Source organism: Nonomuraea sp. NPDC049152, assembly GCF_040648355.1.
Lineage (GTDB): Bacteria > Actinomycetota > Actinomycetes > Streptosporangiales > Streptosporangiaceae > Nonomuraea.
The window spans coordinates 58,036-80,286 of the sequence record NZ_JBEZDO010000017.1 but is presented as its reverse complement, the minus strand read 5'-3'; the positions used below and the strand labels follow the sequence as shown (position 1 = coordinate 80,286).

Annotated in this window: 17 protein-coding genes and 2 riboswitches; of the genes, 5 read left to right on the top strand and 12 right to left on the bottom strand. The window is 72.9% G+C overall.

The genetic code is table 11. The annotated features are described in order from the left end of the window. Position 1 precedes the first annotated feature (1 nt). Together AB0B45_RS28450 and cobG are read right to left on the bottom strand one after the other, a co-directional pair. The gene (locus AB0B45_RS28450; RefSeq protein WP_358136450.1) at positions 2-622 is read right to left on the bottom strand and encodes a precorrin-8X methylmutase; all 621 of its coding nucleotides are present in this window, start codon (positions 620-622) and stop codon (positions 2-4) included. Beyond that, positions 619-1,866 (bottom strand): precorrin-3B synthase, encoded by a 1,248-nt coding sequence (gene cobG / locus AB0B45_RS28445; protein WP_358136447.1) that lies wholly within the window; start codon positions 1,864-1,866, stop codon positions 619-621. Before cobG ends, AB0B45_RS28450 begins: the two co-directional genes overlap by 4 nt. A 17-nt stretch (positions 1,867-1,883) precedes the next feature. After that, positions 1,884-2,069, top strand: a riboswitch (cobalamin riboswitch). A gap of 32 nt (positions 2,070-2,101) precedes the next feature. On the opposite strand from cobG, the gene cobN reads away from it, so the two are divergent. After that, positions 2,102-5,692, top strand: a complete 3,591-nt coding sequence (cobN, locus tag AB0B45_RS28440) for a cobaltochelatase subunit CobN (RefSeq protein ID WP_358136446.1) — start codon at positions 2,102-2,104, stop codon at positions 5,690-5,692. On the opposite strand, the gene AB0B45_RS28435 is transcribed toward cobN, so the two are convergent. Genes AB0B45_RS28435 through AB0B45_RS28410 form a run of 6 tightly spaced genes read right to left on the bottom strand, consistent with a single transcriptional unit; the run spans position 5,647 to position 11,203 of the window. Beyond that, the gene (locus AB0B45_RS28435; protein ID WP_358136807.1) at positions 5,647-6,984 is read right to left on the bottom strand and encodes a cobyrinate a,c-diamide synthase; all 1,338 of its coding nucleotides are present in this window, start codon (positions 6,982-6,984) and stop codon (positions 5,647-5,649) included. The genes cobN and AB0B45_RS28435 overlap by 46 nt on opposite strands. Positions 6,985-6,992: 8 nt before the next feature. After that, positions 6,993-7,595: a cob(I)yrinic acid a,c-diamide adenosyltransferase gene (gene cobO / locus AB0B45_RS28430; RefSeq protein WP_358136443.1), complete on the bottom strand. Its 603-nt coding sequence runs from the start codon at positions 7,593-7,595 to the stop codon at positions 6,993-6,995. Position 7,596: 1 nt separating this feature from the next. Further along, positions 7,597-9,675 (bottom strand): VWA domain-containing protein, encoded by a 2,079-nt coding sequence (locus tag AB0B45_RS28425; protein ID WP_358136441.1) that lies wholly within the window; start codon positions 9,673-9,675, stop codon positions 7,597-7,599. Continuing rightward, positions 9,672-10,352 carry a histidine phosphatase family protein gene (locus tag AB0B45_RS28420; protein WP_358136438.1) on the bottom strand — a complete coding sequence of 227 codons (681 nt, stop codon included), beginning with the start codon at positions 10,350-10,352 and terminating at the stop codon, positions 9,672-9,674. The genes AB0B45_RS28425 and AB0B45_RS28420 overlap by 4 nt, the downstream gene beginning before the upstream one ends. Next, a complete protein-coding gene (locus tag AB0B45_RS28415; RefSeq protein ID WP_358136436.1) occupies positions 10,247-11,002 on the bottom strand; it encodes a CbtA family protein in 756 nt (251 codons plus the stop codon). The genes AB0B45_RS28420 and AB0B45_RS28415 overlap by 106 nt, the downstream gene beginning before the upstream one ends. Positions 11,003-11,011: 9 nt before the next feature. Beyond that, complete coding sequence (locus tag AB0B45_RS28410) at positions 11,012-11,203, bottom strand: CbtB-domain containing protein (RefSeq protein ID WP_358136434.1); 192 nt, start codon at positions 11,201-11,203, stop codon at positions 11,012-11,014. 30 nt (positions 11,204-11,233) lie between these two features. Then, positions 11,234-11,363, bottom strand: a riboswitch (cobalamin riboswitch). Between the two features lie 195 nt (positions 11,364-11,558). Between AB0B45_RS28410 and AB0B45_RS28405 the strand changes: the two genes are divergently transcribed. Genes AB0B45_RS28405 through AB0B45_RS28395 form a run of 3 tightly spaced genes read left to right on the top strand, consistent with a single transcriptional unit; the run spans position 11,559 to position 17,361 of the window. Continuing rightward, positions 11,559-15,650 carry an NEW3 domain-containing protein gene (locus tag AB0B45_RS28405; protein WP_358136431.1) on the top strand — a complete coding sequence of 1,364 codons (4,092 nt, stop codon included), beginning with the start codon at positions 11,559-11,561 and terminating at the stop codon, positions 15,648-15,650. After that, complete coding sequence (locus AB0B45_RS28400) at positions 15,647-16,423, top strand: hypothetical protein (RefSeq protein ID WP_358136428.1); 777 nt, start codon at positions 15,647-15,649, stop codon at positions 16,421-16,423. Before AB0B45_RS28405 ends, AB0B45_RS28400 begins: the two co-directional genes overlap by 4 nt. Next, positions 16,423-17,361, top strand: a complete 939-nt coding sequence (locus AB0B45_RS28395; RefSeq protein ID WP_358136425.1) for an ROK family protein — start codon at positions 16,423-16,425, stop codon at positions 17,359-17,361. Before AB0B45_RS28400 ends, AB0B45_RS28395 begins: the two co-directional genes overlap by 1 nt. On the opposite strand, the gene AB0B45_RS28390 is transcribed toward AB0B45_RS28395, so the two are convergent. The 3 genes from AB0B45_RS28390 to purN form a co-directional block, all read right to left on the bottom strand. Beyond that, positions 17,321-17,497, bottom strand: a complete 177-nt coding sequence (locus AB0B45_RS28390) for a hypothetical protein (RefSeq protein ID WP_358136422.1) — start codon at positions 17,495-17,497, stop codon at positions 17,321-17,323. The two genes, AB0B45_RS28395 and AB0B45_RS28390, sit on opposite strands and share 41 nt — an antisense overlap. 157 nt (positions 17,498-17,654) lie before the next feature. Beyond that, entirely contained in the window at positions 17,655-19,220 is a 1,566-nt protein-coding gene (gene purH / locus AB0B45_RS28385; RefSeq protein ID WP_358136420.1) for a bifunctional phosphoribosylaminoimidazolecarboxamide formyltransferase/IMP cyclohydrolase, read from the bottom strand. After that, positions 19,217-19,840 (bottom strand): phosphoribosylglycinamide formyltransferase, encoded by a 624-nt coding sequence (purN, locus tag AB0B45_RS28380; RefSeq protein ID WP_358136417.1) that lies wholly within the window; start codon positions 19,838-19,840, stop codon positions 19,217-19,219. The genes purH and purN overlap by 4 nt, the downstream gene beginning before the upstream one ends. Before the next feature lie 76 nt (positions 19,841-19,916). Here purN and AB0B45_RS28375 point away from each other — a divergent pair, with 76 nt between their 5' ends. Continuing rightward, positions 19,917-20,333 (top strand): hypothetical protein, encoded by a 417-nt coding sequence (locus AB0B45_RS28375; RefSeq protein WP_358136415.1) that lies wholly within the window; start codon positions 19,917-19,919, stop codon positions 20,331-20,333. A 59-nt stretch (positions 20,334-20,392) separates the two neighbouring features. On the opposite strand, the gene AB0B45_RS28370 is transcribed toward AB0B45_RS28375, so the two are convergent. Further along, positions 20,393-22,015: a DUF6350 family protein gene (locus AB0B45_RS28370; protein ID WP_358136412.1), complete on the bottom strand. Its 1,623-nt coding sequence runs from the start codon at positions 22,013-22,015 to the stop codon at positions 20,393-20,395. Positions 22,016-22,251: the final 236 nt, after the last annotated feature.

The following is a 22,251-nucleotide window of genomic DNA, read 5'->3' as shown; positions in this document are numbered from 1 at the left end:
CTCACTCCTGTTCGCTCGCGATCGCGTTGACCGCGGCCGCCGCCATCGCACTGCCGCCTCTGCGACCGTGCACCACCAGGTACTCCAGATCGCTGCTCGCCAGCGCCTGCTTCGACTCCGCCGCCCCGATGAAGCCCACCGGGATGCCGAGCACCGCGGCCGGGCGGCCCGCGCCCTCCTCGACCAGCTCCAGCAGCCTGAACAGCGCGGTGGGCGCGTTGCCCACGGCGACGACGGCGCCGTCCAGCCGTTCGCGCCACAGCTCCACCGCCGCCGCGCTGCGCGTGGTGCCCATCCGCTCGGCCAGCTCGGGCACGCCCGGGTCGCCGAGCGTGCAGATCACCTCGTTGTCCTTCGGCAGGCGGGCCCTGGTGACGCCCGAGGCGACCATCATGGCGTCGCACAGGATCGGGGCGCCGCCGCGCAGGGCCGCTCTCGCCGCGGCGACCACGCCGGGCGAGTAGGCCAGGTCGGTGACCAGGTCGGTCATACCACAGGCGTGGATCATGCGGACGGCCACCTGGGCGACATCCGCGGGTAGTCCCGCGAGGTCGCTCTCGGCGCGGATGGTGGCGAACGAGCGCCGGTAGATCTCCGCGCCGTCGCGGATGTAGTCGGTCATTTCCCCTCTTCTTCGGTACGGCCTGCGACCCGGTAGCCGGTCGGAGTGGCGACGATGTCGACCACCTCTCCGGCGGGACGCCCGCAGCGCCGCTCGCACCCGGCCCAGTGGACGGGACGGGCCTCTGGTTCGTGGTCCGGCCGCTCCGCCCAGCGTCGCGCGTCGAGCTGGACGTCGGCCAAGGACTTCGCGCAGCCGGGGCGGCCCGTGCAGGCGCTTAGCCCGGCCCACGAGGTGCCGGGGACGGTGACCAGGCCCGCCTCGGTGAGCCTGTCCGCGACCGGTTGCACGGCATCGGGCGGCAGGCCGGGCAGGACGACGGTACGCCACGGCGTGACGCGGGCCTCGAGGGCGGCGTCGGCGAGCGCCGTGGCCTGGTGGGCGGACAGGCGGCCGAGCGGGACCACTACCTCGAGCGCGACAGCCCCGTCGACCTGCCGGAAAATCCCGGCATCATGCACCCGCACGCCTTCCGAGCCGGTCAGGCCGGGCTCTTCGGCCAGGTGGACCGCGGGCTGGGCGGGGCTCTCCTGGACCGCGTCGGTCAGGCGAGCCGCGAGCCGGGCGGGGCCTTCGGGGAGGTCGGTGACGCGCCACGCGGTGCCGTCGCTGAGCTCCATGAACGCGGTGGCGGCCGCGAGCATCAGCGCGACCACGTCGGACACGTCCACGGGCAGCCCGGGCCGTACGCCGCCGAGCAGCAGCACGCCGCCGGAGGGCGAGGTGGCGAGGAAGGTCACGTCGGCGCCGCAGGACAGGACGTCGCCGGTGCCGTCGTCCAGCGCGAAGAGGAAGCGGCCCGAGAGCGCGGCCAGCTCAGGGGTGCCGCACAGCCCTCTGTCCAGGGCGGCGACCAGCGGCCGGACGTCCACGAGGGACGAGGGGGCGCGACCCGCGAGGGGGGAGGCGAGGATGTTGCGCACCCGCTCGTGCGTGGCGGACGGCAGCAGCCCCGCCGCCGCCATCCGGGCCGCGAAGGCCGGCACGCTCGAAGGGTCCGAGGGGTCGGGGGCACGCAGGCCGCGGACCTGGACGTTCGCGCGGGAGGTCAGCTCGATCACGCCGGACCCGAGCTCGGCGGCGCAGGCGGCCAGCTCTCTCAGCTGGCCCGACGAGAGCGCGCCTCCCGGGATGCGGACCCTGGCGAGGGCGCCGTCCGCGGCGGTGTGGACCTGGAGAGCCCCAGGACACGCGTCAGGGCGCGCCTGGCCCGAAAAGTCGCCTATGTCCGCAGTTATGTCCACGCGGAGGATGGTAACCCGTCCAAAACCCTCTAGTCTGATCGCAGACGAGGGCGACGGAGGAAGCCGGTGCGAAGCCGGCGCGGTCCCGCCACTGTGACCGGGGAGCGAACCCCACCGCAGGCCACTGTCCGGAGACGGATGGGAAGGCCGGGGTGTGCGTCGATCCGGGAGCCAGGAGACTCCCGCACTCGTGACACCCGCGACCGGGGCGAGGACCCCGAGGGAGGAGTTCCCTGTGCCCGAGAGCACGGCCGTTCTGCTGCTGTCGACCTCCGACACCGACCTGCTCAGCGCGAGGGCGAGCGGCGCGCCGTACCGGCTGGGAAACCCCGCGAGGCTCACGGTCGACGACCTGCCCGCGCTGGTCGAGGGCACGGACCTGGTGGTGGTGCGGCTGCTCGGCGGGCGCAGGGCCTGGGAGGAGGGGCTCGACCACCTGCTCGCGGGGCCGCGCCCCGTCGTGGTGCTGGGCGGGGAACAGGCGCCCGACGCCGAGCTGATGGAGCTGTCCACGGTCAGCGGCGGCGTCTGCGCCGAGGCGCACGCCTACCTCGCCCACGGCGGCCCTGCGAACCTGGCCGAGCTGCACGCCTTCCTCTCCGACACGGTGCTACTGACCGGGCACGGGTTCGCCGCGCCCGAGCCGACCCCGACCTGGGGGCTGCTCGACAGGGAGCAGGCCGCCGAAGGTCCCGTCGTGGGCGTGCTCTACTACCGGGCGCACCACATGGCGGGCAACACCGGGTTCGTGCGGACGCTCTGCGACGCGATCGAGGAGGCGGGCGGGCGGGCGCTGCCGGTCTTCTGCTCCTCGTTGCGTACGGCGGAGCCCGAGCTGCTCGACACGCTGCGGAGGGCCGACGCGCTCGTGGTGACCGTACTGGCCGCGGGAGGCACGCGGCCCGCGACGGCGGGAGCGGGCGGCGACGACGCGGCGTGGGACGTGGGCGCGCTGGCCGAGCTCGACGTGCCGATCCTGCAGGGCCTCTGCCTGACCACGAGCAGGCAGGCGTGGGAGGAGAACGACGACGGCCTGTCGCCGCTCGACGCGGCCTCGCAGGTGGCGATCCCCGAGTTCGACGGGCGAATCATCACGGTGCCGTTCTCGTTCAAGGAGGTGGACGAGGACGGGCTGACCGTCTACGCGGCCGATCCCGAGCGGGCGGCCCGCGTGGCGGGCACCGCCGTACGGCACGCCAGGCTCAGGCACGTCCCGAACGCCGAGAAGAAGCTCGTGGTGATGCTGTCGGCCTATCCGACCAAGCACTCGCGCGTCGGCAACGCGGTCGGCCTCGACACGCCCGCGAGCACGGTGAAGCTGCTGGCCAGGCTGGCCGCCGAAGGCTACGACCTGGGCGAGGGCCTGCCCGGCGTCGCGGAGCGGGACGGCGACGCGCTCATCCACGCGCTCATCGCGGCGGGCGGCCAGGACCAGGAGTGGCTGACGGAGGAGCAGCTCGCCGCCAACCCGGTGCGCATCCCGGCCGCTGCGTACATCGCCTGGTACGACACGCTTCCCTGGGAGCTGCGCGAGGCGATGGAGCGGCACTGGGGGCCGCCGCCCGGCGAGCTGTTCGTGCACGAGGGCGACATCGTGCTCGCCGCGCTCCAGGCGGGCAACGTCGTGGTGATGGTGCAGCCGCCGCGAGGCTTCGGCGAGAACCCGATCGCGATCTACCACGACCCCGACCTGCCGCCCAGTCACCACTACCTGGCCGCCTACCGGTGGCTGTCGGCGGAGTTCGGCGCGCACGCGATGGTGCACGTCGGCAAGCACGGGAACCTGGAGTGGCTGCCGGGCAAGTCGGCGGGCATGTCGGCGGCGTGCGGGCCCGACGCGGCGCTGGGCGATCTGCCGCTGGTGTACCCGTTCCTGGTGAACGACCCCGGCGAGGGGACCCAGGCGAAGCGGCGGGCGCATGCCGTCCTGGTGGACCACATGGTGCCGCCGATGGCGCGCGCCGAGACCTACGGCGACATCGCGCGGCTGGAGCAGCTCCTGGACGAGCACGCCTCGATCGCGGCGATGGACCCGGCCAAGCTGCCCGCGATCAGGGCGCAGATCTGGACGCTGATCCAGGCGGCGCGACTCGACCACGACCTGGGGCTGGCCGACCGGCCGCACGACACGGAGTTCGACGACTTCCTGCTGCACGTGGACGGCTGGCTGTGCGAGGTGAAGGACGCGCAGATCCGCGACGGCCTGCACGTGCTGGGCGCGGCGCCCGAGGGTGCGGTGCGGGTCGACCTGGTACTGGCGATGCTGCGGGCCAGGCAGATGTGGGCGGGCACCGAGACGCTGCCTGGGCTGCGGGAGGCGCTGGGGCTCGCGGAGGACGGTACGGCGAGCCTGGCCTGCGTGGACGCGGCAGAGTCGACGGCCAGGGCGCTCGTGGAAGGCATGGAGGCCCGCGGATGGGACGTGACGGCGGCCCGCGAGGTCGCCGCGTCCATCGCGGAGGAGCGGCGGGAGCTGGTGGTGCGGATCCTGGAGTTCGCCGCCACCGAGGTCGTCCCCAGGCTGGCGAGGACCGTCGACGAGCTCGACCATCTCCTGCACGCGCTCGACGGCGGCTACGTCCCCGCGGGCCCCAGCGGCTCCCCGCTGCGCGGCCTGATCAACGTGCTCCCCACCGGCAGGAACTTCTACTCAGTCGACCCGCGTGCCGTGCCCAGCAAGCTGGCGTGGGAGACCGGCCAGGCGATGGCCGAGTCGCTTCTGGCCCGCTACCGCGCCGACACCGGCGAGTGGCCTCGCTCGGTCGGCCTGTCGGTGTGGGGGACCAGCGCCATGCGTACGGCGGGCGACGACGTCGCCGAGGTCCTCGCGCTGCTGGGGGCCAGGCCGGTGTGGGACGACGCGTCCAGGAGGGTCACCCGCCTGGAACCGATCCCGCTCGGCGAGCTCGCCAGGCCGCGCATCGACGTCACGATCCGCATCAGCGGCTTCTTCCGCGACGCCTTCCCGCACGTCGTGGCCATGCTGGACGACGCCGTGCGCATGATCGCCGCCCTGGACGAGCCCGACGAGGACAACTACGTCCGCGCCCACGTCGCCGCCGACCTCGGGACGCACGGCGACGAGCGCCGGGCCACGATGCGCGTCTTCGGCTCCCGTCCTGGCGCGTACGGCGCGGGCCTGCTCCCCCTGCTCGACAGCCGCAACTGGCGGGACGACGCCGACCTGGCCGAGGTCTACGCGGTGTGGGGCGGTTTCGCCTACGGCCGCGACCTGGACGGCGTGCCCGCCCGTCAGGACATGGAGAGCGCCTACCGGCGGATCGCGGTGGCGGCCAAGAACATCGACACCCGCGAGCACGACATCGCCGACTCCGACGACTACTTCCAGTACCACGGGGGGATGGTGGCCACCGTACGGGCGCTGACGGGACGCGCGCCCGCCGCCTACGTGGGCGACAGCACCCGCCCCGACGCCGTGCGCACGCGTACGCTGTCGGAGGAGACGTCGCGGATCTTCAGGGCGCGCGTGGTGAACCCGAACTGGCTGGCCGCGATGCGGCGGCACGGCTACAAGGGCGCGTTCGAGCTGGCCGCGACCGTCGACTACCTGTTCGGCTACGACGCCACGACAGGTGTGATCGCGGACTGGATGTACGACAAGCTCACGCAGACGTACGTGCTCGACCCCGTGAACAGGGAGTTCATGGAGAAGTCGAACCCGTGGGCGCTGCACGGCATCGCCGAGCGGCTGCTGGAGGCGGCCGAGCGGGGAATGTGGGAGCACCCCGACCCCGACGTGCTGCGCGAGCTCCAGGAGGCCTATCTCAAGGCGGAGGGCGACCTGGAGGACGACACCAGCCGCTGAGCCGACAGCGGGCTGCCTGCCCAGTGGAGGTGCAGGTAGGAGGCGGTCACCAGCGGGTCTCCGTGGCCGTCTCCCCCGCCCTCCCATCGGAAGAGGGGCTCGTCCGCACTGGTCACGGCCGTCCGGTGGAACTCGTGGCCCCGGTAGCGCTCGCCCGCGCGGGTGAGCAGGGAGTCGCGGGTGGCCGTGGCGTCGCGGTAGCCGAGGGTCAGCCTGGGCGTCATTTCCGCCTTCGCCATGATTTTTCCGCACATGGGGTGATTGTCGAGGCTCTCGCACAGGTACAGCAGGCCCGCGCACTCCGCGGCGATCGGGCCGCGGAAGGCGGCGATCTCCCGCTTGAGCGGCTCGTTGGCGGCGAGGTCGGCCGCGTACATCTCGGGAAAGCCGCCGCCGATCACGACGGCCGCCGTGCCCTCTGGGAGCGCCTCGTCGCGCAGCGGGTCGAACGTCGCCACCTCGGCGCCCGCCGCCCTGAGCAGCTCGGCGTGCTCGGCGTAGCCGAACGTGAACGCCGCTCCCCCCGCCACCGCGACCACAGAGGTCCCGCCCTTGCCGGTCTCCGAAGCCCGCAGGAGGAGGGCCTCGGCCGGGTTCCACGGCCGTTCGTCCAGCGCGGGAGCGGTCCGTGCCAGCCGTACCAGCGCCTCCAGGTCGCACGACCTGGCCACCAGCTCACCCAGCCGGTCCACGGCGGCCACCGCTTCGCGCCCCCGCTCGGCGGCGGGGATCAACCCCAGGTGGCGCGAGGGCGTCGACACCGCGTCGTCCCGTCTGATCGCGCCCAGCACCGGCATTCCCGCCGCCGCCAGCGCCGACCTGCACAGCTGCTCGTGCCGGTCGGAGCCCACCCTGTTGAGGACGACCCCGCCCACCCGCACCCGCGGGTCGAACGTGGCGAACCCGTGCGCGACGGCCGCGACCGACCTGCTCTGCCGCGCCGCGTCCACGACCAGCACGACGGGCGCGTCCAGCAGCCTGGCGACGTGCGCGGTCGAGGCGAAGTCCGTGTCCCCCCTGCCGTCGAACAGCCCCATCACGCCCTCGACCACCGCGACGTCCGCGCCCGCCGCCCCGTGCAGGAACAGCGGCGCCACCAGCTCCTCGCCGGTCAGCCACGGGTCCAGGTTGCGTCCGGGCAGACCCGTCGCCAGCGCGTGGTAGCCGGGGTCGATGTAGTCGGGCCCGACCTTGTGCGGCGAGACCCGCAGCCCACGCGCCCGCAGCGCCGCCATCAGCCCCGTCGCCACGGTCGTCTTGCCGCTGCCCGACGCGGGCGCGGCGATCACCAGGCGCGGAACTACCACTCGATGCCCTTCTGCCCCTTCTGCCCCGCGTCCATGGGGTGCTTCACCTTGCCCATCTCCGTCACCAGGTCGGCCGCCGCGAGCAGCTTCTCCGGCGCGTCCCTGCCGGTGATCACCACATGCTGGCTCCCCGTACGGCCGGCGAGCGTCTCCACCACGTCGTCCAGGTCGAGCCAGCCCCACTTGAGCGGGTAGGTGAACTCGTCGAGCACGTAGAACCGGTAGGCCTCCGCCGCCAGGTCGCGCCTGATCTGCTCCCAGCCCTCGCGGGCGTCTGCCGCGTGGTCCTCCTCCGTGCCTGGACGCTGAATCCACGACCAGCCCTCGCCCATCTTGTGCCAGGTCACAGGGCCGCCCTCGCCCGAATCGCCGAGAACGCGCAGGGCCCGCTCCTCGCCGATGCGCCACTTGGCCGACTTCACGAACTGGAACACGCCGATCGGCCAGCCCTGGTTCCACGCCCGCAACGCCATCCCGAACGCGGCCGTCGACTTGCCCTTGCCCGGACCCGTGTGCACGATCAGCAGCGGCCTGTTCCTGCGCTGCCGGGTGGTGAGGCCGTCGTCGGGGACGACCTCGGGCTTGCCCTGCGGCATGTCAGCTCGCCCTTCTGTAGTCGCGGATGAGGTCGTCCATCCCGTCGAGCGGGATGAGCCGGGCGCGCAGCCTGGTCGCCAGGCGTCCGGCCAGGCCGAGGCGTACCGGGCCGGACTCGCAGTCGACGACGACGCTCGCCGTACCGGTGAGCAGGGCCGCCGCGCGTTCCACGTCGCCGCCTGAGGTGGCGCGGCCGTCGGTCACCACCACCAGCAGCGGCCTGCGGTCGGGGTCGCGCATGCGCTCCACGCGCAGCACCTCGGCGGCGCGGGCCAGCCCCGCCGCCAGCGGGGTGCGTCCGCCGGTCGGCAGCGCGCGCAGCCGCGCGGCGCCCGCCTCCACCGACGAGGTCGGCGGCAGCGCCACCTCGGCGGCGCTGCCCCTGAACGTGACCATGCCGACCTTGTCGCGCCGCTGGTAGGCGTCGAGCAGCAGGCTCAGGACGGCGGTCTTGACGGCGGTCATCCGCTTGCGGGCGGCCATGGATCCGCTGGCGTCGACGACGAACAGCACGAGGTTGCCCTCCCTGCCCTCCTTCACCGTCTCGCGCAGGTCTTCCTCGCGGATGAGCAGGCCGGGGGCGGTGCGTCCGCGTTCCCTCTGGTACGGCGCGGCGGCGACGAGCGTGGCGGTGAGGTGGACCGAGCGAAGGGGGCCTTCGGGGGCGCGGGAGCCCGTGGTGCGGCCCTGCGGGGTGCGGGCACGCGACCGCCTGCCGGACGCGCCGTTGCCGAGTCCCCGCACCTTCAGCCACGGCACCCGGTACGGCGCCGCCACCCCCGCCACCTGGACCTGACCTTCCTGGTCCGTGGGCTCGTCTTGTCCAGGCGCCCGGCTGTCGTGCGGCCCGCGCGCGTCCTGCGGGAGCGCGCGGTCGCCGTCTCGGCGGGACTCGCCCGCTGGGGCGCGGTCCTCCGTCCGGGTGTCGCCGGAGGCCGTCGCGTCATCATCCCGCCTGTCCTCGCCGTCGGAGCCCGGTCCCTCATCGCCGTCGGGGCCGCCCTTGGGGTCGTCCCCGGCAGGGGGCGGGGTGTCGGGGTCGGTGTCGTCGTCGGGGTGCTCGTCCTCCGAGGTCCTGTCCAGCAGCTCCTCCAGCAGCCGCTCGTCCAGCCCCGGCGCGTCGAACGGGTCGCGCCGCCGCCGGTGCGGCAACGACAGCCTGGCCGCCACCCGCACGTCCTCCGTCGTCACCACCCCCGCACCCCGCCACGCGGCGTGCGCCACGGCGGCGTTCGCCGTGACCAGGTCGGCGCGCAGGCCGTCCACCTCGAACGCCGCGCACACCTCCGCGATCTGCCGCAGGCGCGCGTCCGGCAGCTCCACCGCCCCGAGACGATCTCTGGCCGCCGCGATCCCCGCCGCCAGCTCCGCCTCCTGGGCCGTCCACCGTGCCGCGAACCCCTCCGGGTCGGCGTCGTGCGCCATGCGCCGCCGTACCACCTCGGCCCTCTCCGACGGCTCGCGCGACGCCCGCACCTCCACCGTCAGCCCGAACCGGTCCAGGAGCTGGGGCCGCAGCTCGCCCTCCTCCGGGTTCATGGTCCCGACCAGCAGGAACCTGGCCGCGTGCCGGACGGAGACGGCCTCCCGCTCGACGTAGCAGGTGCCGAGCGCGGCCGCGTCGAGCAGCAGGTCCACCAGGTGGTCGTGCAGCAGGTTGACCTCGTCCACGTAGAGCACGCCCCTGTGCGCGGCGGCCAGCAGACCGGGCTCGAACGCCTTGACCCCCTCCGTCAGCGCCCGCTCCAGATCGAGAGAGCCCACCAGACGGTCCTCCGACGCGCCCACCGGCAGCTCCACCAACGCCGCCGCCCTGGTCACCACCCGTTCGCCCGGCTCGTGCGGCCCGTCGGGACACGCCGGGTCGGGCGCGGAAGGGTCGCAGGCGAACCTGCAGGCCGCCAGCACCTCAACCGGAGGCAACTGCGCGGCGAGCGCTCTGACGATCGTGGACTTCGCCGTGCCCTTCTCTCCCCTGACGAGCACGCCGCCCACACGAGGAGAGACGGCGTTGAGCACCAGCGCCAGCTTGAGATCGTCCAGGCCGACGACGGCGCTGAAAGGATAGGTGGCGGTCAAGGTGTGGCCTTCCGGTTGACGTACCCGATCCGCCAGCCCTCCCGGGCGGCGGACAACTGCGTGAGGGAGAGGGGGGCGAGATCGAAACGCGCGGCGACGAGAGGCCCGATCCCGAGCGCGTGCCCCACCACCGCCCGCACCGCGCCCACGTCGCACACGACCACCACGCCCTCCCCCCGCCGGGCGTCCTCGCGGAGGGTTTCCAGCCAGCTGACGACCCGAGCCGCCGCCTGGTGGTGGGACTCCCCGCCGTGGGGCGCCGCGCCGGGGTCGGTGAGCCAGCGCGCGAAGGACTCGGGGTCGGCCTGGGCGACCTCCTCGTACGGCAGGCCGCGCCACCTCCCGTGGTCCGGCTCGGCCAGCTCGAGCACGACCACCGGCTCGCACCCGAGCGCCACCGCGGTCTCCCTGGCGGCACGACCCGGCGCGACGAACGCCGTTCCCTCGGCGAACGTCCGTGCCAGGCGGTGGGCCTGCTCAAGGCTCGACGGATCGGCGCGTTCCTCCCCCGTGGGGAAGCGCGCGCCGCGCATGCCGACGGTCAAGGCATGCCGTACGAACAGCGCTCTGGTCAGCTGACCCGCACCTTCGCGCGTTCGCCCGCCACCGCGAAGAACACCCCGAACGCCGCCCAGAACACCAGCTGGGTGCCGAGGGACGCCACTCTGAAGTCCCACAGCAACGCGGCGGGGAAGCCGACGGGCACCTCGTCCACGCGTGGGAGGAGCGCCCATGCGGCGATCACGGGAACCAGGAAGGTCGCCCCGCCTACCAGGCCCTTCGCCCATACGCCCGGCACGGTGACCCTGCGGCTCGCGGCGACGGCGATCGCGACGGAGGCGAGGCCGACGAGGACCATCACGACGTAGAGGAGCGTCCTGGAGTTGATCGTTTCAGGGTCGCCCACGGCGGGTGGGTTGGCGGGATATTTGAGGAAGGGAACCAGGATGATGGCGCCGAACGCGACCGCCGCGGCGGCGACGGCCAACGCGGGCTCCGACCTGGGGCCCACCCTGCCGCGGAGTCCGGCGAAGACGAGGGCGAAGATGCCGCCCACGGCCACGCCGTACAGGCCGGTGGCGAGGAAGAGTCCGGCCTTCTGCACCGGTCTGCTGACCACGGCCTCTTCTCCGTGATCATGGGAGGCTCCCGCGCCGTCGTCGTGACTGTGCGGTGCGCTTTCGGCGGGAGCGGCGGCGGAGGCCGCCTCCTCGAGGGCGATCGCGGCGTCGACGCGCGGCTCACCCACGAAGAAGGCGAACGCGCCCGCGACGAGTCCGGCCAGGAGCCCCACGAGCAGGCCCCTGACCACCAGGGATTTGATCACGGCCGTGCCCTAGTGGCAGGGCACGCCGAGCAGATGACGCCCGTCGTGCATGAGCTCGTGCAGGAACGTGCCGGTCTGCGAGATCGCGCCGTTGTCCATCAAGACGAGGTACGCGAGCAGCATCAGAACGGGCACCGCCAGCAGCCAGCGCGTGAGACGGTGAAGCGGAATGGCGGTTACGGACGTGGACAGACCACTCATGTGAAGCCTCCTCAGGGATGACGCGTCCCGCTGGTTGAGGTCGCGGCGGTCAGGTGACCTGGCTCCCGAGGGTTTATTCCCGGATACAGTGGCGCGTCCGCACCGGCATCTCACCGGATTTCCCCTGAGTCGCCGCGAAATCTACCGGAACGTATCCCTTTCTACGGATCTCGTCAATATCGCCCAGTTCCTGGAGTCCATGGTTCATGGGGCTCGGACCCTCCGGCGCCCGAGACGTTCCATGAGTTCCGAGGGGTTTCGTGAGCGGGTGGCTACGGTTATGACAACGTTGCCATTGATCTTGATAAGACCTAGGGTGACGGCGACAGCCCCCTAGGACGCCAAGGGAGACCCTGTGCCCGTTCGCCTGTTGTCAGCCGAGTCGACCGACCTTTTCGTGGGGACGGACGCGCAGCCGTACCAGGTCCTCAGGGTCACCGCCGAGCAGGGCGAGCGCGACGCCGACCTCGAGGTGCGCGGTGAGGGGATCGCCGGGCGTGCGGTCGTGCCCGCCGGTGAAGGGACCGTCGTCGTAGAGGTCCCGCTGGAGGTGACCGCCCCGGCCGGAAGCACGCTCGCCTGCCACGTGACCGCCGCTGACAGTGAGATCGCCGCCGAGGTGACCGTCGAGGAGCCCGGCTGGACGATGCACATGGTGTCGCACTTCCACTACGACCCCGTCTGGTGGAACACGCAGGCGGCCTACACCAGCCCGTGGGAGCTGCTGTCGGGCGACGCGACGACCAGGCCGCTGTGGGAGCGCAACGCGTTCGCGCTGGTGGAGGCGCATCTCGCGCTGGCCGCGCGGGACCCCGACTACAAGTTCGTCCTCGCCGAGATCGACTATCTGAAGCCGTTCTTCGACACCCACCCCGAGCGCAGGGCCGACCTGCGCCGCCTCATGGCCGAGGGCAGGGTCGAGCTGATGGGCGGCACCTACAACGAGCCCAACACCAACCTGACGGGCGCCGAGACCACGATTCGCAACATCGTGTACGGCATCGGCTACCAGCGCGACATCCTCGGCGGTCAGCCCCGCACGGCGTGGCAGCTCGACGCGTTCGGCCACGACCCGCAGTTCCCCGGGTACCTGGCCGCCGCCGGCCTGACGGGCAGCGCGTGGGCGCGCGGCCCCTTCCACCAGTGGGGCCCGATCAGCAAGAACTTCAAGCAGGCCAAGAACGACGCCACGCTGATGCAGTTCCCGAGCGAGTTCGAGTGGATCTCACCGTCGGGCCTGGGTGTGGTGACCCACTACATGCCGGCGCACTACTCGGCGGGCTGGTGGATGGACTCCTCGGCGACGCTGGAGGAGGCGATGACGGCAGTCTACGAGCTGTTCGCGAGCCTGAAGCCGGTGGCCGCCACCAGGAACGTGCTGCTGCCCGTCGGCACCGACTACACGCCGCCGAACAAGTGGGTGACCGAGATCCACCGGGAGTGGGCCGCCCGCTATGTGTGGCCGAAGTTCGTCTGCGCGGTGCCGCACGACTTCTTCGAGGCGGTGAAGGCCGAGACGAGCGTGTTCAGTCCGCAGACGCGCGACATGAACCCCGTCTACACCGGCAAGGACGTCTCCTACATCGACACCAAGCAGGCCCAGCGCGCCGCCGAGGTGGCCGCGCTCGACGCCGAGCGGCTCGCCGCGTTCGCGTCGCTGCTGGGCCTCGGCCGCTACCCGCACGCGGCGCTGGACAAGGTGTGGCGGCAGCTCGCCTACGGCGCGCACCACGACGCGATCACCGGGTCGGAGTCCGACCAGGTCTACATCGACCTGCTCACCGGCTGGCGTGAGGCCTACGACCTGGCCGCCGACGCCCGCGACCGCTCGCTCGACGCGCTGCTCGGGCAGGTCGCCGTGGACGGCCGCTCGGTCGTCGTCACCAACACGCTCTCCTTCGCCCGCGACGGCCTGGTCAGGGTACGGCTGGAGCCAGGGCTGCGGGTGGAGGCGCCCTCGGTCGTCGAGGACGGCACGCACATCTTCCTCGCGAAGGACGTGCCCGCGCTCGGCTGGCGGGCCTACCGGGTGATCGAGGGCGACGCCGAGGCCTGGCAGCCGGTCGAGGGCCACACCATCGAGAGCGAGCGCTGGCGCGTCACCGCCGACCCCGCGCAGGGCGGCGGCCTGACCTCCCTCGTCCGAGACGGTCGCGAGCTGCTGACCGGCCTCGGCAACGAGCTGCGCCTCTACGACGAGTACCCGCAGCACCCCGACATGGGCGAGGGCCCGTGGCACCTCATGCCCACAGGGGCGATCGCAGGCGCGGGCGCGACCACCGCCGCCGTGAGAGCCGAGACCAGCCCGCTCGGCTCCCGCCTGATCGTCACGGGCGAGGTCGGCGACCTGTCCTACGAGCAGGTGGTCACGCTCGGAGAGGAGCGGGTCGAGTTCACCACCCGCGTCCTCGACCACTCCGGCGCCGACCGGCTGCTCAGGGTCCGTTTCCCCGCCCAGGTGCGGGGCGCGCTGCCCGTCTCCGACGTCGCGGGCGCGGTCGTCGGACGCGGGTTCGCCCTGCCCGACGTCGACAGCGCCGAGCATCCGTGGACGCTGGACAATCCCGCCAACACCTGGTTCGGCCTGTCGTCCACCGCCCGCGTGGACCTGGGCGAGGCGGGCGCCCGCGCGATCGGCGTGGCCGAGATCGTCGTCCGCTCCCACGCGGAGGCGGCCGCCGCCCGCGATCTGGTGGTGGCGCTGGCCAGGGTGGGCGTGACCGCCACCACCTCCTCCGCCTCGGGCTCCAGGTACGGCTGGCTCGACGTCGACTCCAACCTTCCCGACGTCCGCATCATCCTCGGCGGCCCCGACACCAACCCGCTGGCCGCCGAGCTGCTGTCGCGCAGCGACCCCGCCTTCCTCGACGCGCTCGACGCGGGCGCCGCCCGGGTGTGGGTGCCGGCGGAGAAGCCGCTGGCCGAGGTGTGGCAGCCGAGCGCCGACCTGCGCGACGTGCGCGCCCTGCCCGCGCTGATCGTGGCCGACCCCGCCGACACGCTGCTGGACGGGGCGGTCATCCACGCCTCGTGCCCCGTGGGGGGCGAGGAGCTGGAGGACAGGACGGTCGCGCTGCTCACCTACGGTCTGCCGGGCTTCGCCGTCGATCCTTCTGGGGCGCTGCACCTGTCGCTGATGCGCTCGTGCACGGGCTGGCCCTCCGGCGTGTGGCTGGATCCGCCCCGCCGTACGACGCCTGACGGGTCGGGGTTCCAGCTGCAGCACTGGACGCACGAGTTCTCCTACGCGCTGGCGGCGGGCGACGGCGACTGGCGCGCGCTCGGCCTGCCCGCCGTGGGACAGGAGTTCAGCACGCCGCTGCTGCCCCGCGTGCTCTCCGCCCAGGACGGCGACCTGCCCCCGCTGCACTCGCTGCTGCGCGTGGACCCGCCGCGCGAGGTGCTGTTCAGCGCGGTCAAGGCCACGGGCAACCCGCTCGCGCACGGCCTCTCCGCGGGACAGGACGGCGTGACGATCAGGCTCGCCGAGTCGACGGGCCTGGGCGCGACCGCCTCGCTGCACTCGCCCGTGCTGGACCTGGACGGGCTGGTCCGCTCCGACCTGCTCGAAGGCCCCGGCGCGCCGGGCACGCTCGGCCTGTCGGGCGCCGAGGTCGCGACCTTCGTCGCCTCCGCGCCGCTCGACGGGCCGGGGGCCGTCCTCGGCGCGACCGCCGAGGTCGCCCAGCCGGTCTACAGCCGCTACTGGCTCCACAACAAGGGTCCCGCTCCGCTCGGGTACCTTCCCGTGAGCCTGGCCGCCTCCCCCGGTCTGGTCACCCCTGCGGGCCCGTTCGAGATGGACGTCGTCGTCTCCTCCCACCTCGTGGACGCGCCCCACGAAGGCGTCGTGACGCTGGAGCTGCCCGAAGGCTGGACCGCCGAGCCGTCCCAGCGGGTCTTCCGCCTCGAACCCGGCGGCCACGCCCGCTTCCCGTTCACCGTCACCCCGGGCCGGGGCGACGGCCTCCACTTCGTGACCGCCCGCACCCAGGTCGGCGACCAGGTGGTCGAGGACGCCGTCACCGTCGCCCTCGGCGAGGCCCCCGAGCTGCCCGCGCCCATCGAGTCCGTGCCCGAGGACGGGGCCGCCGCGCAGGGCACCACGGCAGGCGAGGGCAGGCCGACAGGGCTGTCGATCACCGCCGTCACCGAGGAACTCTCCCTGCGTCCCGGCGACCGGACCGTCCTGACCGTACGGCTGGCCAACACCACCGCGGGGCCCATCCGCGGCGAGGCCCAGCTCGCCTCGCCGTGGGGCACGTGGGAGCTGCTCCCGTCGGTCGTCCAGGGCTTCGAGGTGGCTCCTGGCGCGGAGGCGGACGTCTCCTTCCCCGTCACGGTCCCGCCCGACGCGCCCGAGGTCCGCTCGTGGGCCCTGGCCAAGATCATGTGGTACGGCAGATGCCAGTACACGCCCGCCGTCCGCGTGGAGGTCGCGCGATGACCCACACCCACCCGCACCCCGCTCAGGTCCACGGCTCCGCGATCGGCACGGTCGACGGGCACGCCGTACCGCGTGACCTCCTGGACGCCCGCCTGCGCGACCTTCGGGAAGGCCCGCTCAGCGCGGCCCTGCCGACCCCCGACAGCTCCGAGGACAGGCAGATGGCCCGCTGGGTGACGCAGGTCGTCCTGACCGAGGTGTTGTGCGAGCACGAGGCGCTGGCCAGGGGTCTCGCGCCGGTCGAAGGCCCGGCGCTCGACCGCCTCGCCGCCGTCGAGCTGGGCTCCATCAACGCCTCCGCATACAACGGCAGCCCGTGGGTCCGCGCCGTCCACCGTTCCGTGGCCGCGTCGGCGCGGGTCCCGTCCGCGTGGTCGCCAACGTCGCCGGAGCCGTCCCCACCCCTCCACCTGGTACGGCACGCGCTCTTCGCCGACGAGCGGGCCGCCGCCTCCGCCACCGCCGACGACCTGGAGCATCTGGGCGCGATCTCCCTCGACTCGCTGCCTTCCGCGATCGCGGGCGCGTTGCGGAGCGTTCCCTACGGGACGCCTGCCGGGCCGGTCCGCGACCCGCTCGGCTGGCACGTGGCCGTCGCCCGGCCCGCGCCCGCCCCGGCGCGGGACCCGTCCGACGCCGCGCTCGTGGCGGCTGCCGGGCGGCGGGCGTTCGCCAGATGGCTGGACGTGCAGCGGGCGGCGCGGGTGGAGCTCGTCCCCGGCCTCGAACATCCTGGCGACCCACGCCAGCCCGACAACCACCACAAACACTGATGGCCTACGTACTCGCCATCGACATCGGTGGCACCAAGCTCGCGGCGGCCCTCGTCGACCGCTCGGGAACCGTCCTGCGCTCGGCCACCCGCCCCACGCCCCGCGAGGACGTCTTCGACGGGCTCGCCCTGCTCATCGCCGAGGTGGTGGCCGAGGGTCCGGTGCCCGTCGCGGTCGGGATCGGCTGCGCGGGCCCGCTCAACCTGGCCGCGGGCACGGTGAGCCCGGTCAACATCACCACCTGGCGCGACTTCCCTGTGAGGGAGCGGGTGCGGGAGCTCACCGGGCTGCCGACCGTGCTGGCGGGGGACGCGCAGTGTTTCGCGCTGGGCGAGCACTGGCTCGGCACCGGCGCCGAGAGCCGGTCGATGCTGGGCATCGTGGTCTCGACGGGCATCGGCGGCGGGCTGGTCATCGACGGCGCGCCGCTGCTCGGCCCCACCGGCAACGCCGGACATGTCGGGCACATGACGGTCGACCCCTACGGCGACCCGTGCGCGTGCGGGAGCCGGGGATGCGTCGAGCGGTACGCCAGTGGGCCCAACCTGGTCCGCTGGGCGACCGAGAACGGCTGGACCCCCGAGGTCACGCCCGATGGGGCGATGTTGGCCAGGGATGCCGCGGCGGGTCACCCCGTGGCCGTCGCGGCGTTCGAGCGGGGCGCCCGCGCGCTGGCCGCGATGATCGTCTCGACGGCGGCAGCGGTCGAGGTGACGCACGTGGTCATCGGCGGCGGCGTCGCCAACGCGGGCCCGATCCTGTTCGACCCGCTGAACCGCGCCATGGACGAGCTGGCCGGCCTCGACTTCGTCAGGCGCGTCGAGATCCGCCGTTCCAAGCTGGGCGTCCAGGCCGCGCTGGCCGGGGCCGCCAAGCTGGCGTGGACGACGGGACGGCCTACTGCCGCTCCGCCGCCTGAGCCTCACGACGCTCGATGATCCGCCGGGTGTAGGGGATGACCTCCACGAGCTTCGCCCCGAGGTAGGCGCCGACGAAAGCGAGCACCAGGAGGACGATCGGACTCGTGGAGAACCCGTTCACCGTCACGAAAACCTGCAGGATCGTTTCGAGCATCGGCATAAGTGGACTCCGGGGTAAGAACCAGACAGAGGACTCACCATAACCGGCGCCCGAGCATGGTCGTCGCGGTTTACACCTGTCCCTACCGCCACTGTCCTATCCCCCGTGTCGGCTACCGCTCCCGTCGCGGGAGCGGTAGCCGTACCGGTGCTCAGTGGAAGAAGTGGCGCGTCCCTGTGAAGTACAGCGTCACGCCCGCCTTCTCGCACGCCGCGATGACCTCGTCGTCCCTGATCGACCCGCCGGGCTCCACGATCGCCTTCACGCCCGCCGCGATGAGCACCTCGGGCCCGTCGGCGAACGGGAAGAACGCGTCGGAGGCGGCCACCGACCTCGCCGCCCTGTCGGCCGCGCGGGTGACCGCGAGACGGCAGGAGTCGACCCGGTTGACCTGCCCCATGCCGACGCCGACCGTCGCCCCCTCCGAGGCCAGCACGATCGCGTTGGACTTCACCGACCTGGAGGTGCGCCAGGCGAAGTCGAGCTCCCGCAGCAGCTCGGGCGAGGCCGCGGGCCCCGCCTTGAGCTCCCAGCGCTCGGGCGCGTCACCCGGGGCGTCGATCCTGTCGGCGGTCTGCACGAGCAGCCCGCCGTCGATCCTGCGGAACTCGGTGGCGTTGGCAGGCCGCTGCTCGCAGCGCAGCAGGCGCAGGTTCTTCTTCTCGGTGAGGACGGCGAGCGCCTCGGGAGCGAAGGCGGGCGCGACCACCACCTCGGTGAACACCTCCGCGATCTGCCTGGCCAGCTCGGCGCTCACCTCTCCGTTGACCGCGATGACCCCGCCATAGGCCGACACGGGGTCGCACGCGTGGGCCTTGCGATGCGCGTCGGCGACGTCGCCACCGACGGCGATGCCGCACGGGTTCTGGTGCTTGATGATCGCGACGCACGGCGCGTCGAAGTCCCACGCGGCCCGCCACGCGGCGTCGGCGTCGAGGTAGTTGTTGTAGGACATCTCCTTGCCGTGCAGCTGCTCGGCGTTGGCGAGGCCACCCTCCTCCGAGACGTACAGGGAGGCCCGCTGGTGCGGGTTCTCGCCGTAGCGCAGGACGCTCTTGAGCTGCCCCGCCGTGCCGGTGAACCGCTGGTCGCCGGTGTAGGCCGAGGCGAACCAGTCGGCCACGGCGACGTCGTAGGCGGCCGTGTGGGCGTAGGCGCCCCCCGCCAGGCGCCTGCGCTCGTCGAGGGTGAAGCCGCCCTGGTCGAGCGCCTGGTAGATCTCGTCGTAGGAGCCGGTGTCGACGACGACCGCGCAGGTGGCGTGGTTCTTGGCGGCGCCGCGGATCATGGCGGGCCCGCCGATGTCGATCTGCTCGACGCACTCGGCGTCGGACGCGCCCGAGGCCACGGTCTGCTGGAACGGGTAGAGGTTGACCACGACCAGCTGGAACGGGTCGATCTCCAGCTCCGCGAGCTGGGCGACGTGGTGCTCCTTGGTCAGGTCGGCCAGCAGGCCCGCGTGGACGCGCGGGTGAAGGGTCTTGACCCTGCCGTCCAGGCACTCGGGGAAGCCGGTGAGCTGCTCGACCTTGGTGACGGCCACGCCGAAGGACGCGATCGCGGCCGCCGTGCCGCCGGTCGAGACGATCTCCACCCCCGCGGCGTCGAGCGCGCGGGCCAGTTCCTCCAGCCCGGACTTGTCGTACACCGCGATCAACGCGCGCCTGATGGCGATGCGGCTGTCGGGCTGGACAGCGCTGTCGCTGCGCTCGGTCACTTCTGTTCTCCTCCTGATCCGAGGCGGACGGTACGGCCTGCGACGGTCCAGCCCTCGCGGGCCATCCGGCCGACGATGTCGACGAGCAGCCCTCGTTCGACGGTCTTGATGCGCTCGTGGAGCAGGTGCTCGTCGTCTCCGTCGAAGACGCGCACCGCCTCCTGGGCGACGATGGGCCCGGTGTCGACCCCCGCGTCGGCCAGCATCACCGTGCAGCCGGTGACCTTGACCCCGTGGGCGAGCGCGTCGCGCACACCGTGGGCTCCGGGGAAGGACGGCAGCAGCGCTGGATGGGTGTTCAGCACGGGGAACGCGCCCAGTGTCGGCTCGCCGAGGATCTTCATGAATCCCGCCGAGATCACCAGGTCGGGCTTGTGAGCGGAGATGCGGGCGGCCATGGCGGTGTCCCACTCGGCGCGGGAGCCGTACGAGGAGAGCTTCTCCACGAACGTAGGCACGCCCGCGCGCTCGGCCCTGGCCAGCCCCTCGATGCCGTCGCGGTCGGCGCCGACCGCCACCACCGTCGCACCGTACGACGGGGCTGCTGAGGCATCCAGAAGGGCCTGTAGGTTGGTTCCAGAGCCGGAGACGAGAACCACAAGCCGACCTGCCTGCGACACAGGCGCACTCCATTCACATGCTTGGGTGGGGCTGCCAGGGTATCTGTTCCTCGTCCGGCAACGTTGAGGAGGTCAGGTGACGACACCGGTGCAGGCACCGGGCGGCCCCCAGGTCGCGGACTCCGCGGGCCGCAGGGCGATATGGCTGTCCATCGCGGCGCTGGCCATGACGTTCATGCTCCCGCTCGCCGGCCTGGTCATGGCGGTCTTCGCCCTGTTCGCGGGGTTCAGGGCGCTGCCGCTGCTGCGTGGCGCCGGCAAATCCCAGGGAGTGGCGGTGGGCGGCATCGTGGTCGCCACGGTGTCGTTGCTGCTCTCGGCGGCCGCTACGGCGATGCAGCTGTACCTGATGAACGAGTACTCCGCCTACCAGGAGTGCCGCAAGGGCGCGGGCACGGTGGCGGCGCAGAGCGCGTGCTTCACCCAGTTCAGGGACGCGGCGGCGGCCAAGCTCCCGCCCGGCGTGATCGACTTCCTGGGCTCGGTGCAGTAGCCCGCCGCGAGCCCCGGGACGCGAACCGGAGCTCGGGTCGCGCGCTCGGGTCGCGGTCCCTAGTCGCGGTCCCAGGCGTAGGGGTCGAGGTAGATGACGTGGCCGCCGCGGTCGTCCGACTCGTCGACGATGTCGCGGCGGGGCGGCCTCGGCGGCTCGGGCCTGGGCGGCTCGGCCTGTGACACGGCCTCGGCCGCCGCTGAAGCGTGCTCGTCCTGCCAGTCGTCCCGGATGACCGGGATCGCCTGGGTGTCCGCCTCCGTGGCGTCCATCCAGTGTCCTGGCAGAGCGCGGCCCTCGGGCTCGGCGAAGCCGACCTTGCTCGCCGCCTTCGCGATCACCGCGCCGGCCTTGCGCGCCGTGCTCAGCTTGCGCGCGATCGGGCCCTTGCCCCGCGCGCCCTGGTAGAGCAGCCACCAGTTGGCCAGCCCCGCCGAGATGCCGGCGGCGACGCCGACCTCCAGGCAGACCGACAGCGCGACCTCCCAGGGCGAGGGCCCGACGACGGCCAGCCTGGCGCCGCCGATCGGCCCGCCCGACAGCGCGGCGAGCAGCCCGGCGGCGAGCCCCGTGGTGATGCCGGTGACGAACCCCCACAGCGGCGCGGCCTCGTACGACGGCGAGGGCGCGATCCTGGCGACGACCACGCCCGCGACGGCGCCCGCCGCGAACGGCAGCGCGATCACCGCCATCATGAGACCGGGCACGGTCCCGTTGTCGGGCAGCGCGCCGAGCAGCGGAAGCGTGGGCACGTAGCCGAGCTGCACGCCCGTCGGGGCGACCAGCGTGCCGGTGCCGACCGCGAAACCGGGCCCCGCGATGTAGGCCAGCCCCCAGATGACGGCGTTCAGCAGATACAGGACCTGGACCAGCACGAGCAGCAGCCCGCCGACGAACCCGGGGGCCAGGCCGTTGGTCAGGTCGCGCACCTGCGCGAAGTTCACCACGACCGCCACCAGCACCAGCACCAGGCCCGCGACCAGCAGCAGGGCGACGGCGACCGCCGTGCCGACAGTGACGGCGCGCAGCCGCTCGGGCAGCAGCCGCAGCATCGACCGCCAGGGACCGATCGTGCGCGCGGTGGCCAGCACGCCCGCGACGAACGCCAGCAGGAAGTGGCTGAGCAGCGCCTCGCCGATGAAGGGCTGGGTGATGTCGTTCCTGGCCACCAGCGCGATCAGCCCCGCCAGCAGCGCGTACGGCGCCGCCAGCGAGACCCCCGCCTGCGCCACCAATACGAGCTGGGCCTTGCGCCTGGCTCCCGCCTGCTCCTTCGGACTGTTCTTCGGCAACCGCGCGGGCAGCCGCAATCTCAGATCGGCGTCGCGCGCCATCCAGATGGCCGCCTTGTACAGCAGCCCGGCCGGCAGCACCATGAGGCCCAGCGGCAGCAGCCCGAGCTGCCCGCCGGGCCACGCGAACCCCGCGTGGTGCGCGGCCAGCCAGATCTGCGCGGCCGTGCGGAACACGCCCGGCAGGCCCGTGCCGAGCGCGCCTCTGGGCGCGGCGATCCAGCCGACCAAGGTGAGGGTGATGAGCACGGCCAGCCCGACCCCCAACGTGGCCGCCGCCGCGAGCATCCCTGAGACGGGCAGCGGCCGCCTCGTCTCGTCGTCCTCTCCGGAGATCTTGCTCAGTACCGTCCGGGGAGCTGTCCGCAGTTGGTCGAGAAGGGCCGTCACAGTGCTCGATGTTCTCAAGTTTTCGGTCAAGAACCCCACAGCCGCGCCGGGCGTGGCGATTGATCCTGTACGGCACGCCGCCCCCGGCCGCCGTTCGGCCCCCGAATGCGGGCTCACGATCCCGACGTGGCGGCGGGCACCGGAGTCCCGCTGGAGTGGCGTGGACACGCGGACGGCCACCGAGTGACCCCGGTGGCCGTCACCACGCTTTGCCGTACGGAGGGACTCAGGAGAGA

What these genes read in the sequence shown, in the direction of transcription:
- AB0B45_RS28390 (WP_358136422.1), bottom strand. Translation starts at nt 17,497, where the DNA reads ATGCTCGAAACGATCCTGCAGGTTTTCGTGACGGTGAACGGGTTCTCC.
- AB0B45_RS28395 (WP_358136425.1), top strand. Translation starts at nt 16,423, where the DNA reads ATGGCCTACGTACTCGCCATCGACATCGGTGGCACCAAGCTCGCGGCG.
- cobO (WP_358136443.1), bottom strand. Translation starts at nt 7,595, where the DNA reads ATGCCGCAGGGCAAGCCCGAGGTCGTCCCCGACGACGGCCTCACCACC.
- AB0B45_RS28450 (WP_358136450.1), bottom strand. Translation starts at nt 622, where the DNA reads ATGACCGACTACATCCGCGACGGCGCGGAGATCTACCGGCGCTCGTTC.
- AB0B45_RS28410 (WP_358136434.1), bottom strand. Translation starts at nt 11,203, where the DNA reads ATGAGTGGTCTGTCCACGTCCGTAACCGCCATTCCGCTTCACCGTCTC.
- AB0B45_RS28400 (WP_358136428.1), top strand. Translation starts at nt 15,647, where the DNA reads ATGACCCACACCCACCCGCACCCCGCTCAGGTCCACGGCTCCGCGATC.